This window comes from Sporosarcina sp. UB5 (genome assembly GCF_050859005.1).
In the GTDB taxonomy this organism is placed as follows: domain Bacteria; phylum Bacillota; class Bacilli; order Bacillales_A; family Planococcaceae; genus Sporosarcina.
The window spans coordinates 2,290,451-2,303,165 of the sequence record NZ_CP125984.1 but is presented as its reverse complement, the minus strand read 5'-3'; the positions used below and the strand labels follow the sequence as shown (position 1 = coordinate 2,303,165).

Here is a 12,715-nt window from a genome sequence, read left to right as displayed (position 1 = left end):
TCCTTCTATCCGATCATTCAACCGGAAAGATGAAGCTTGAAACGGCTAACGGGCCGGGGTCCGTCATCGGCTAACGCAACTAGTTCACCGATGCTGCTCCAAGGTGGTAAATCGATTCTCTGCACTTCAGGGCTTCCAGCCAAACGACCCTGATCTCTGTAAATGGATGAACCGATCCATGTCCTCTTCAACACATTTTCAAATATGATATCCATTAGTATAAGGAAAGTCTCAGATAATTGCAAGTGAGAGTTTTCCTATTACCCATTCCGACGATTTTTCCCCTTTAATTGGACGGGCTTAGAAATTGTCTTAATACGCTCCATAATACGCGCGGCTTTAACTTCTTCCTTTTCGCCACGCTGCGTGTACGTCAAATGATGTTGCAGCTCGTCGAAATTAAAGTTGGAAGTAATGAATGTCGGAAGCTTCTCCGCCATACGGTACTGCAATATCGTTCCGATCACTTCATCACGCGCCCAAGCCGACATCGACTCTGCTCCAAAATCATCGAGCATGAGCACATTCGCCCTTTTAACAAAGTCGATTTTTTCATTCAACGTCTGATCTTGGATTGATTGCTTTATTTCTCTTAGAAATTCAGGAATATAAACGACAACTGTCCGAATGCGGAGGTTGGCAAGCTCATTTGCGAGCGCACCAAGGATGAAGGATTTCCCCGTACCGAATGGTCCATGGATATAAAGCCCTCGTTCTGGTAGTTCACCTGTCTCTCTTATTTCACTTAAAAATTGCGCAGCCGCCTCGACGACAATAATCCTACTATTATCGTGCTCTAGATCCACATCATGCAACCGCGCCTTCATAACATCTTTCGGCATATGCATGCTGTCGATCATGTTCGATACATTGCGACGTTCATCGTCAATAAGTTTATATGCACATTTGACATAGTCGAGATCGATATATCCATGACGGAGTACAAGCTTCGGCTCGAACCCCTTCATAACATTCACGCATCCTTCAAGACTTGGGCATTTTTCGCAATTATGAGAAGCCGTAACGTACTCATATAATTTGCCTAAACTTTTGTCAACGACCGATTTATCAATTTCACTTGAGTGATCGGAAATGAACTGCTGGACGCCAGGTGACTCCATTACTTCATTCCTTAATTGCTCGTATCGTTCTGTCAGTTCCGTTGCATTGAATACACGTTTCAATGTATTTCCGATTCGCTCCAACTTATTTCACTCCACTTCTCATTGCATCAAGTTTCTCTAGTAGTTGACGACGTTTTTCATCGATGGCTGGATCTTCATCGACTGTCGGCTGCAGTTCCTTTTCATCATCTGTTTTATGAAACCATTCTGGTACTTTTTCAACTCTAGATGGTTTACGGGATGCAGTTTTTTTCTTACTTCCTTCATTTTGCCATTTAATATATTGGTCATGTTCTTTCCGAGATATTTCCATAGCTTGTTTTGCTGTCTCAATTTTATTATTTGCCCAATGGGATGCGATTCTTTCTGCGTAGTTTTTTGTAATTTTACCGTCGTTACGAATAATGACATAGTGCAATAACACATTTACAACGCCAACTGGGAATCCATGGACAGTGACAAGTCTTTCTGCGAGTTCAACGTCGACAGGAAGCGGTTCTTTTCCTGTGTAGTCTCTCAGCATTTCTCGGGGCGGAGTGTTTTCCATATAGAAGATGAATTTATCTTCCCGTGTTTTCGGTTCCTCTTTAGGCGTAGCAGGTTGTTTCGTGAACACTTTTTCAAGGATTGGAGCGGTTTGTGAAATATTCGTCTTATAATAATCTACAGCCGCTTTTCGAAGTCGATCCTCAGGAATCTTCATTGTATTTCCATCAAGCGCCATCATGACGACTTTTTGCATTTCAAGAGGGGTTAACGAATAGAGGAAAGCCAATTTCTCGATCAATTCCTTGGGCACTGTAGCGAGGGATGATTTAGGCACCATCTGTTCAGATAGTCCCGCGCTAAACAGATTGAAATCGAAATCATAAGTAAACGGAACGCCAGTTGACTCATTGCGTCCCTTCATTTGACCGCCTTCTTCCATCCCTTCGGATGCACTATAACGAATTGGCTTAAAAACATCCAAAAAGGTACGGGATACTTCTTCGTATTGCCCGTCCAAAAGATCATCGACCGCAAAACGGGCCCTAAGACTACGATACGCCTGTTCACCGATTTTACTGAAGAGAAAAGTCGATAAAAGCGGATCTTCGAAAAAAGACTTCGCATCCATCGGTTGCAACAATTCATAGCAGAAAGCGCGATCCTGACCTTCCATTTTACAATATGTCCGCAACAAGCCAATCGCCTCGAGGGTGATTCTTGCTTCAAACACTTTAACTAACGGCATGGTTAATAAATTCATTAAATAATAATGATTAAACTCATTTTCTTTTTCACGCTCTGCATCTGCCCAAAGGGACATGAAAAGACTCATAGCATCTGGACCAATTAATGGTTGGTAAAACAATGTGAGGAGTTGCCGGTCATAATCCGAAAATGGGTGGGACAATTTAATTGTAAATGTATCGACTGGTTGTAATTCTTGGTAAAGCATTTTGTCGGAACCCCTCTCCTTTTAATAAAGGTTAATTTCCATCATTTTTCTTCTGCAAGTTTTGCAGTTCTTCTATAAAAACGGTAATGTCTTTATATTGTCGATAAACAGAAGCAAAACGAACATATGCGACTTCATCGATATCGGCTAATTTCTCCATGACCATTTCACCGACGTCTTTGGAGTCGATTTCAACCGTCCCAGAGCTTCTCAATTCTTTTTCTATTAAATAAACAATGTTTTTCACTGCTTCGAGATCAACCGGACGTTTTTCACACGCACGAATTAATCCTCTTAACAATTTTTCACCGCTAAATTCTTCCCGCGTACCATCCTTCTTTACTACGATGAGAGGCATCTCTTCGACTTTCTCGAATGTCGTAAACCGAAAAGCGCATTTCTCGCATTCGCGACGTCTTCGTATAGATCGATTCTCTTCGGCAGGTCTGGAATCAACGACTCGGGTGCCATTATAATGACAAGCTGGACATATCATTTTTGCTTCCTCCGCAATTCCGTATAGTATATTGATTATAACAGAAGTTCACTGAAAAAAAGGAGAAAATCGTCCAAGTCGCGTAATCGACCTGGACGATTTTTATTTCCAATTAAGAATTCACTTTGGATTTCAATGCATTTCCTACTTTTATAGCTAATTCAACGACACGTGCAGAGTAGCCCCATTCATTATCGTACCATGCAAGCACCTTTACTTTGCGATCTCCCATGACAATTGTCGACAGCCCGTCAATTATCGCAGATTCAGTTGTCGTGTTGAAGTCGATGGATACGAGCGGTTCAGTCGTGAAGCGAAGGATTCCTGACATCGGACCTTCTGCAGCCTTCATGAATGCTTCATTTACTTCTTCCACTGTTACATCTTTCTTCAAATCAACGACTAGGTCGACCAATGACACGTTCGGAGTCGGTACTCGAAGTGCCATTCCGTGAATTTTCCCTTCAAGCTCAGGCAATACGAGCGATAGCGCTTTTGCAGCTCCCGTCGAAGTCGGAATGATCGACTGTGCACATGCACGTGCACGACGAAGATCCTTATGCGGATTATCTAAGTTCTTCTGATCATTTGTATACGCGTGAACAGTTGTCATCAATCCGTTTTCGATGCCGAACGTATCGTTCAACACTTTTGCAACCGGTGCAAGACAGTTAGTCGTGCAGCTCGCATTGGAAATAACATCATGCTTTTCAATATCAAGCTTGTCATCATTCACACCTAGAACGATCGTGACATCTTCGTTTTTCCCTGGAGCTGTCAAAATGACTTTCTTTGCTCCGGCATCCAAGTGAAGGGCCGCTTTATCACGTGCATTGAACACTCCCGTTGCTTCAATGACAATATCAACACCAAGCTCTTTCCAAGGTAACTTTGACGGATCGCGCTCCGCTAATAATTGAACCCGCTTGCCGTTGACAACAAGGGCGTCTTCCTCCACAACGACTTCACCATCGAAAACTCCATGATTTGTGTCATACTTAATCAAATGGGCTAGAGTTTCTGCCGGATATGAAGCATTTACCGCAATTATATTAACGTCATCCTTCTTAATAATTTGGCGGAAAACCATGCGGCCAATCCGCCCGAATCCGTTTATCGCTATCGAAGTAGTCATGAAAAAAAACCCTCCTGCATAATGTTATATACTTTTTATCATTTATCGATAATTAGTATAGCACAATTTACCTTGATGCACAGAGTTTGTTAGCAAAATAGAGATGTTCTACTCTTCAGATAATAGGGTCAGATTTTCGCATTCCATTTTTTCAATAGTTCGTCCAACTGTTTTTCTGTTTCATCGATTGTTCCATTATTATTAATGACCGCGTCCGCACCCTTTTCCTTCTCAATAATCGGGAGCTGAGAATTGATCCGGGCGTCCGCCTCATCAGGAGAGTAACCGTTTCTAGCAATGAGGCGACTTCTTTGAACGGCCGGAGCTGCAGATACGACGATTATTTTATCTACATACGACTGTAGCTTACTCTCGAAAAGAAGCGGAATATCCATGACAACGGTGTTTGCCCCTTTTGCCAACCAGTCTTCCTTTTGTCGAATCATTTCCATTCTGACAGCCGGGTGGACGATTCCGTTCAGCGTTTTTCGTTTTTCTTCATCATTAAAAATGAGACTACCGAGCTTTTCCCGGTTCAGTGATCCATCCGGAAGAAGGACGTCAGACCCGAATTCTTCTGCAATCCTATTAAGAACAGGGCTTCCAGGCTTGACGACAAGCCTCGCTATTTCATCGGCATCAACGATTGGGTACCCTTTCTGTCTGAGCATACGCGACACTGTGCTTTTGCCGGTCGCTATGCTACCTGTCAAACCGATGATCATCGGAATCATCCTTTCCTCACCTTTGACATTTCGGACAATATACTGATGTCCTGCCGGCAATTTTCATGCTTTTTGTATCTTTGCCACACGTTCCACATACTTTCTTGCCATACATCTTCAGACGAGTTTGCATCGTTCCTGCTTCCCCATTTATATTCCGGTAATCCGAAATTGAACTTCCTCCCGCATCGATGCTCTCTTGCAGGACATCTACAATTTCTTGGAACAATTCCCGCTTCCTCTTCTCACTAATTCGTTCCGTCGCTCGTCCAGGGTGGATTTTCATTCGAAATAACGCTTCCGTCGCATAAATATTGCCACATCCTGAAATGACATGACCATCCATGATGACCTCTTTAATAGGCTTCCGAGCATACTTCGGCAACGCTGCCATGGCGAGAAAATGGTCAACCGCAATTGACTCAAACGGTTCAGGTGCCATTTTCATCAAAGGTAAATAGTCCTCTTCCTTTTGCAACAACCGTAACTCCCCAAACCTGCGGATGTCGGAATAGACGAGCAACCCGCCATCAGCCATATTAAATACGACATGTATATGGTTTTTGAATTTCTGTTCTGTAATAGCTTCTAGCGTATCCACAACGAACCACGCACCCGTCATCCCGAGATGGCTCACGAGCAAGTGCGGCAACCCGTCCTTCTCTAAATGAAAATAAATATATTTACTTCTTCTCGTGATGTCCACGATCGTCATTGTCGCAAGCTCTTCTATAAAATCTTCAAGCGTTTTGCCTTTGACGATTGCTTCTTTGCCCAACTCCTTTGATTTCCGTATTACGTCAGAAACGTTGACGTCGGAAATAGTGCGCCCGATGGAGACGGGCGACAATTCGCGGACGACACCTTCCACTTCGGGCAATTCCGGCATTCTCTTTCACCCCTCACTTCGTATCGTACCAAGACGAGCCATAAGCCCACTCAGCTTTCAGTGGCACATTGAGTGCCAATGCCGATTCCATCACTTCCGGTACAATTTTCTTCAGTTTTTCAATTTCGTCTTCAGGCGCTTCAAAAATTAATTCATCATGCACTTGAAGAAGCATTCTCGTTTTCATGTTTTCTGCGGTCAATCTTGCGTCCATGTCGATCATCGCCTTCTTAATAATATCGGCAGCTGTCCCTTGTATTGGCGTATTCATCGCCGTTCTTTCCGCAAAGCTTCGCAAATTGAAGTTCGAGCTCGTAATATCAGGCAAGTATCTTCGTCTATTCATCATCGTAACGACATAACCTTTCAGTTTCGCTTCAGAGACGATATCTTCCATGTATTGTTTCACGCCAGGAAACGTCTCGAGATATGTGTCGATGAACTTCCCTGCTTCCTTACGGGTAATATTCAAGTTTTGAGATAGGCCGTAATCACTGATGCCGTAGACGATTCCGAAGTTGACCGCTTTTGCTGTCCGCCTCATGTCTGCTGAGACACTGTCTTTATCCACACCGAATACGTCCATTGCGGTTTTCGTATGAATGTCTTCTCCTTCACGGAATGCTGAAATCATCTTTTCATCTTCGGACATATGGGCAAGAACTCGCAGTTCGATTTGCGAGTAGTCGGCAGCGAACATAAGCCAGCCCGGTTCTGACGGAACGAATGCCGCACGAATTTTCCGACCTTCCTCAAGTCGGATCGGGATGTTTTGCAAATTCGGATTAATGGAGCTTAATCGACCCGTTTGCGTTAATGCCTGCTGGAATCGAGTATGGATTTTTCCGTCCTCGTGTATTTCCTTTGATAACCCTTCTATATAAGTTGAGTTCAACTTTCCGAGCTGACGGTATGTCAAAATGTAACTGATGATTTCATGCTCACTTTCAAGCTTTTCCAATACGTCCGCCGCAGTTGAATAGCCTGTCTTTGTTTTTTTGATTGGCGTCAATCCAATCTTTTCAAACAAAATTTCCCCTAACTGCTTCGGTGAATTAATATTGAAAGATTGTCCTGCCATCTCATAGATGATCGATTCAAGCTCAGCCAATCTTGTAGATAGCTGAAGGCCGATTTGCTGTAAAATTCCTAAGTCAGTTTTAACGCCTGTCGACTCCATTTTCCCGAGAATTTTCGCAAGTGGTATTTCGAGTTCATGATACAATTCGAACTGTTCATTCTCACGTAGCTGTTCTTCGAGCACTGGTTTTAGTTTCCACACTGCTTGAGCTTTCCTGCCGGCATGTTCTGCTAGCACGTTAACTTCAGGCAAAGCTTTTTTGGCACCTTTTCCGTACACTGCTTCATCAGACTGCACATTGAAATAATTGAATTCCTTTGCAACAGAAGCGACATCGGTATATGAAGAAGAAGGATTTGCAATATACGTGGCTAGTAACAAATCGAATTCAAAACCATTCACTTCTACGCCGTAGCGTAACAAAGAAACATATGCAGCTTTTGAATCAGTCGTGAATTTCCTGTTTTTTTCATCGCGAAGCCATTCTTTTATGCGGTCCGACTGTTGCACGACCTCTATAGGAATAAATTTTATTTGTTCACCGTCCGTCATGCTAATACCTGTAACTTCCGTAGCCAAATAATTTTCATCCATTATTTCAACGTGAATTGCCATCTCATCCGCAAGTTCAATCGCTTCAGGATCGGTGACGATTTGGACATCGATTTCTGCTACAGGTTCACTTTCTATTTGTGGGGCCATTTTCTCAAGCAACGTTTTAAACTTTAATTCTTCATATATTGTTTTGACGTTCTCTTCATCCGGTCCCGGATACGATAAGTCATCTATTGCAATCGTAAGGGGGGCATTCACTTCTATTGTCGCGAGCTTTTTGCTCAAGAATGCTTGCTCTTCGTTTTCCGTTAAGTTTTCTTTTAGTTTTTTTCCTGGTACAGTATCCAATGATTCATATACTTTTTCAACAGAACCAAATTCTTTCAACAGTTTGAGCGCTGTCTTCTCACCGACGCCCGGAACGCCTGGAATATTGTCAGAAGGATCTCCCATGAGACCTTTCATATCAATAATTTGCTGCGGCGTAATACCGTACTTTTCCATTACATGCGCAGGCGTGTATTTTTCAAGGTCTGTAATCCCTTTTCGCGTAATGCACACAGTCGTATGGTCGCTCGCTAATTGCGTTAAGTCTTTGTCCCCTGAGATGATGACGACCTCTATGCCTTCTTCATCACCCGATTGGCTTAACGTCCCGATAATATCATCCGCTTCGTATTGATCTAGTTCATATTGGGGGATTTGATAAGCATCTAGCAATTTCCGTAAATAAGGGAATTGCTCGGAAAGTTCAGGTGGCGTCTTTTGCCTTCCGCCTTTATACTCGCTGAAAGTGGCATGCCTGAACGTCGTCTTCCCAGCATCCCAAGCGACGAGCATATGACTTGGTTTTTCTTCTTCCAATATGTTTTGAAGCATCATCGTAAACCCATACACTGCATTTGTATGGATGCCTGTATCGTTCGTCAATAAAGGCAGAGCGAAAAACGCTCGGTATGCCAAGCTATTTCCATCTAACAGCACTATTTTCTTTTTCGACAAAATGACTCCACTCCCTTGTTCGTTCATCATCCAATGAAAAACGTCATCTCCATTTATCTTACCATGATGGCAAGTGTAAATGAAAATGACGTCATCTGTTATTCTAAGTACCCTGTCAATATTTTCGCATACGGTGAATCAGCTGGCATGATAATCATCGTATCTTCCCCGATCGTGCGGGAATAGGATTGCAGCGTACGGTATAGGTTGTAGAACTCAGGATCCTTTGAGAATGCATTGTTGTATATTTTAGCAGCCTCCGCTTCCCCTTCTGCATGGATGACGGCCGCTTCTTTTTTCGCAGTCGCAAGCATCTCTTGCACTTCTCTATCCGTTTCCGCCTCTATTCTCTTCTTCTCTGCATCCCCTTGTGAAAGGTATTCTTGAGCTGTCGATTCGCGCTCTGAAATCATACGAGTGTAAATGGAATGTTCATTTTCTTCTGGTAGGTCAATCCGTTTCATCCGTACATCGATTACTTCGATACCAAAATTCCCCTCATCTAGAAATTCATTCACTTTCATTGTTACACGGTCATTTAAGCTTCCACGCGATGAATTTTCATCATTGACGACATCTACATAATCCAATCTTCCCATCTCGTTCCGGATGACAGAGTAGATGAATTCCTCCATACGCATTTCAGCATTGACTATAGTACGCGCATTGGCAATCATTTTTGCAGGATCTGTGATTTTCCATACGGCATAGTTATCAATAATGATCCGCTTCTTATCTCTCGTAGTAATTTCAGCTTCAGAAACATTATGCTTCATTTGATTCTTTGGCAAGCTTGATACGGATTGAATGAATGGGATTTTTATATTCAGCCCAGGTTCATATTCAATTCGTTTAATTTCACCAAATTGACGTACAACTTTATACTCTCCCTCTTTTACTACAAAAACATTTGCAAGAAGGATAACTGCTATCGCAAAAATTACTGTCAACGTAATTGCTGTTTTTACAAACTTCCTCATATTGAATGGCTTTTTTGGAGTAATAATTTTATCCGAACTTACATTCTTTTTCTTTTTGGCACCTTGCATTTCCTTAAATTTCTCTTCAATGCTTCTGAATGGATTGTTGTCATTCGTCATTAGTTGCCGCCCCCTTCCGTTTTCTGTTCCGCAGGTGGTGGTGTTTGGTTATCTAATTGCTGCAACGGCAAATACTTTAACGTTTCGCCTTCATCATTCATAATATAGATTTTTGCTTTTGGCAGAACTTGCTCTAATGTCTCGATTATTAACCGCTGGCGGGTAATTGATATGTTTTTTTCATATTCCGCATGCAAATCGTTGAAAAGGGCGACGTCACCTAGCGCTTGCTCGATCCGGGCAGTCTTTTGACCGATTGCGCGGGATTTTATAGCATCTCTTTCACCTTCTGCTTCGTTCATCCGTTGGTTTTTATATCGCTCCGCTTGATTAATTTTTGTACTTCTAGTTTCCCGAGCGTCCGTTACTGCTGTGAATGCGGCGCGGACGTCTGAGTTTGGCAGTTCTACGTCCTGTAGTTTAACGCCTTGAATTGCGATACCAATGTCATAATTTGTAACAAGCGTCGTTAACAACTCACGTGTTTTTGCTTCAATTTCCGCTTTCCCATCTGTCAAAGCGGAATCGATTGTCGAACTTCCGATGACCGATCGAATCGAAGCGGAAGTCGCATCATGGAGAATTTCCTTTGGATTTTGTGAGTTAAATAAATACTTTTCAGGATTTATTATTTTCCATTGGACTACTAGATCTGCAAGAACGATATATTCGTCTCCTGTAATCATTTTCGTTTCCTTGTCATATGCGACAAGAGTTCCATCGGAATCTTGCTTATAACCGAATTGAAGACTAAAAGTTTCTTTTGACAGTTTCTCAACGTGCTGAATCGGCCAAGGCAGTTTAAAGTGTAATCCCGATTCTGTAACCGGTGTGTCTGCTGCTTTTCCGAAAGTGATGACGACAGCTTGCTCTGATTCATCAACCGTATACCACGTAGTAAACGCAATAACGAGTAATAGCACTCCAGTAATGATAAGACCTGCCGCCACCGTTGCTCGGCGTGTGCTCATTTAAATTCCCCCTTTATGTATGTATCTATAGTACTTACGACTAAGGTGTCGTTTTAGTTTCAAAAAAATCCGCATTACGCGGATTTCTTTTGTAAACGTATAGTAAAAACAGACCCGACTCCTAGTTCACTCTCAACAGTAACCTTTCCACCGTGCGCCTCAATAAGATGCTTCACAATAGCTAGACCGAGTCCTGTACCGCCAGAGTCTCTACTTCTCGCACGATCCACTCTGTAAAATCGCTCAAACAACCTTGGCAGCTCAGCTTGATTAATTCCCATCCCTTCATCCTTTACGTTAATGATCGCTTCATCGATTGTTTCGAATACCTCGATAGTAATTGTCGTATGTTCCTTCGAATAACTAATTGCATTCGTCAACAGATTAACCATTACTTGTATTAACCTGTCTGAATCAGCCTCAACTGAAATTTCCGATTGGATGTCGGTAACGATGTTCATATTCCTTTTTTCTAACATCCCATTAACGATTTCCACCGCATTGTCAACGATATCTGAAATGACGACGTTGCTATATTGTAGTTGGAATCCTTCCCTCTCGATTCCCGACAACTCCAAAAGATCTATAATTAACAAATGCAATCTGTCACTTTCTTTTTGGATAATGCCAAGGAACTCTTTTAATGTAGCAGGATCATTCATCGCTCCGTCCAATAACGTTTCCGTAAATCCTTTAATGGAGGTAATTGGTGTCCGAAGTTCATGCGAAACATTTGCAACAAAATCTTTTCGAATTTCCTCTAACCTTACAAGTTTCGTTATATCATGCGTCACTACAATAATACCGAGCCAATTGCCATAGTGCCCGATAACTGGTGCACCATATACATTGAAATGGGATTGGTCGTTCCGGATTTGCCTTTCATGCACTTCTTCTGTCAAGAATACATCTTCAATCAGACTTCCAATCCCTTCAGGCAACCCGATATCCATAAACGTTTTTCCCATTAACTCATCACGTTTAAAACCAAATGTCTTTTCAAACACACCATTTACTAAATTTACGGACCCTTCCCTTCCGAACATAAGGAGCCCACTTCCCATACTTTCAATTAATGTTTTTAGACGCTCTTTTTCCATCGCTCGCAAGATTGACGTTTCCTGCAGGTTTCTTGCAATTTGGTTTACCGCAACGCCTAGCTCATTATGATTTCCGTTATCATCAATCTGCGCCCTCGCTAAATAATCGCCACGCGCAATCTTCTCAGCAGTTTCCGATACTAAATCAATCGGTTTTGCATATTGTTTAATAACGCGAGCACATACGACGATAGATATAAAATAGGCAGTCAGTAAAATGGCGAAAAGGAAAACCCAATACTTACGCTGAACTTGCAAATTTATACCATTATCAATTAGATGGAAAAACTGGCCAAGGACAACTCCTAGACCAGTTAATAAAATAAATAATAGGATGGCGAAAGCGATGAAAAGCCTTGAATACAAACCTCTCATTTCAATTTTTGCTCCTCAAATTTATATCCGATCCCTCTTACTGTTTTAATGAAAATAGGCTTTCTCGTATTTTCTTCAATCTTTTCACGCAAATGGCTTACATGCACATCAACAATCCGAGTATCCCCGGCAAAATCATAATTCCAAACGGCACTTAATAGCTGATCGCGGGTAAGTACACGATTTTTATTTTGCATAAAATAAACGAGCAGCTCAAATTCTTTCGGAGTGAATTCCAATGACTCTTCTCCGAGGTACGCTTCATATTGCTCGGGAAATACAGTAAGCAATCCTGAACGAAGCTTTGACTGTTCTTGCTCATCAATGCCCGTTCGCTCTCCACTACGTCGAAGCACCGCCTTTATTCTAGCAATTACTTCACGCGGACTGAACGGTTTTGTCATATAATCATCCGCTCCGATTTCCAAACCAAGCACTTTGTCAGGCTCTTCACCTTTTGCAGTCAGCATAATGATAGGTGTATTAATATTTCTTTGCCTTAAAACTTTACACACTTCTATGCCGTCCATTTTAGGAAGCATTAAATCGAGCAAGATCAAATCGGGATTCTCATTTTCCACTTTCAATACCGCTTGTTCACCATCAGCCGCCATAATCGTTTCATAATTCGATTGTCTTAAATTATAATCCAGTAATGTTCGAATCGATTGCTCATCATCTACAATTAAAATTTTCTGCATAGTTTCCTAAGCCCCCTTAG

General features: G+C 42.1%; 11 protein-coding genes. All 11 read right to left on the bottom strand.

The features are described from left to right. Positions 1-260: 260 nt before the first annotated feature. The 11 genes from dnaI to QM454_RS11570 all read right to left on the bottom strand — a co-directional run bounded on the left by dnaI (position 261) and on the right by QM454_RS11570 (position 12,695). Positions 261-1,205, bottom strand: coding sequence for a primosomal protein DnaI (dnaI, locus tag QM454_RS11620; RefSeq protein WP_432358183.1), 945 nt, complete (start codon positions 1,203-1,205; stop codon positions 261-263). Position 1,206: 1 nt separating this feature from the next. Then, the gene (locus tag QM454_RS11615; RefSeq protein ID WP_432358181.1) at positions 1,207-2,565 is read right to left on the bottom strand and encodes a replication initiation and membrane attachment family protein; all 1,359 of its coding nucleotides are present in this window, start codon (positions 2,563-2,565) and stop codon (positions 1,207-1,209) included. 31 nt (positions 2,566-2,596) lie between these two features. Further along, positions 2,597-3,061 (bottom strand): transcriptional regulator NrdR, encoded by a 465-nt coding sequence (gene nrdR, locus QM454_RS11610; RefSeq protein ID WP_432358178.1) that lies wholly within the window; start codon positions 3,059-3,061, stop codon positions 2,597-2,599. A gap of 112 nt (positions 3,062-3,173) precedes the next feature. Continuing rightward, entirely contained in the window at positions 3,174-4,196 is a 1,023-nt protein-coding gene (locus tag QM454_RS11605) for a glyceraldehyde-3-phosphate dehydrogenase (RefSeq protein ID WP_432358175.1), read from the bottom strand. A 128-nt stretch (positions 4,197-4,324) separates the two neighbouring features. Next, complete coding sequence (gene coaE, locus QM454_RS11600; protein WP_432363979.1) at positions 4,325-4,921, bottom strand: dephospho-CoA kinase; 597 nt, start codon at positions 4,919-4,921, stop codon at positions 4,325-4,327. A 16-nt stretch (positions 4,922-4,937) separates the two neighbouring features. Beyond that, positions 4,938-5,810 carry a bifunctional DNA-formamidopyrimidine glycosylase/DNA-(apurinic or apyrimidinic site) lyase gene (gene mutM / locus QM454_RS11595; protein ID WP_432358172.1) on the bottom strand — a complete coding sequence of 291 codons (873 nt, stop codon included), beginning with the start codon at positions 5,808-5,810 and terminating at the stop codon, positions 4,938-4,940. Positions 5,811-5,823: 13 nt separating this feature from the next. Then, positions 5,824-8,448, bottom strand: coding sequence for a DNA polymerase I (polA, locus tag QM454_RS11590; RefSeq protein WP_432358170.1), 2,625 nt, complete (start codon positions 8,446-8,448; stop codon positions 5,824-5,826). 98 nt (positions 8,449-8,546) lie between these two features. Then, positions 8,547-9,548, bottom strand: a complete 1,002-nt coding sequence (gene hflC / locus QM454_RS11585) for a protease modulator HflC (RefSeq protein ID WP_432358167.1) — start codon at positions 9,546-9,548, stop codon at positions 8,547-8,549. After that, on the bottom strand, positions 9,548-10,519 hold the full coding sequence (gene hflK / locus QM454_RS11580) for an FtsH protease activity modulator HflK (protein ID WP_432358164.1): 972 nt from the start codon (positions 10,517-10,519) through the stop codon (positions 9,548-9,550). The genes hflC and hflK overlap by 1 nt, the downstream gene beginning before the upstream one ends. A gap of 74 nt (positions 10,520-10,593) precedes the next feature. Further along, the gene (gene pnpS, locus QM454_RS11575) at positions 10,594-11,994 is read right to left on the bottom strand and encodes a two-component system histidine kinase PnpS (RefSeq protein ID WP_432358162.1); all 1,401 of its coding nucleotides are present in this window, start codon (positions 11,992-11,994) and stop codon (positions 10,594-10,596) included. After that, the gene (locus QM454_RS11570) at positions 11,991-12,695 is read right to left on the bottom strand and encodes a response regulator transcription factor (RefSeq protein ID WP_432358160.1); all 705 of its coding nucleotides are present in this window, start codon (positions 12,693-12,695) and stop codon (positions 11,991-11,993) included. Before QM454_RS11570 ends, pnpS begins: the two co-directional genes overlap by 4 nt. Positions 12,696-12,715 lie beyond the last annotated feature (20 nt).

Coding starts and splice junctions, on each gene's coding strand:
- hflC (WP_432358167.1), bottom strand. CDS start 9,548: ATGACGAATGACAACAATCCATTCAGAAGCATTGAAGAGAAATTTAAG.
- QM454_RS11605 (WP_432358175.1), bottom strand. CDS start 4,196: ATGACTACTTCGATAGCGATAAACGGATTCGGGCGGATTGGCCGCATG.
- coaE (WP_432363979.1), bottom strand. CDS start 4,921: ATGATCATCGGTTTGACAGGTAGCATAGCGACCGGCAAAAGCACAGTG.
- QM454_RS11570 (WP_432358160.1), bottom strand. CDS start 12,695: ATGCAGAAAATTTTAATTGTAGATGATGAGCAATCGATTCGAACATTA.
- pnpS (WP_432358162.1), bottom strand. CDS start 11,994: ATGAGAGGTTTGTATTCAAGGCTTTTCATCGCTTTCGCCATCCTATTA.
- hflK (WP_432358164.1), bottom strand. CDS start 10,519: ATGAGCACACGCCGAGCAACGGTGGCGGCAGGTCTTATCATTACTGGA.
- QM454_RS11615 (WP_432358181.1), bottom strand. CDS start 2,565: ATGCTTTACCAAGAATTACAACCAGTCGATACATTTACAATTAAATTG.
- mutM (WP_432358172.1), bottom strand. CDS start 5,810: ATGCCGGAATTGCCCGAAGTGGAAGGTGTCGTCCGCGAATTGTCGCCC.
- nrdR (WP_432358178.1), bottom strand. CDS start 3,061: ATGATATGTCCAGCTTGTCATTATAATGGCACCCGAGTCGTTGATTCC.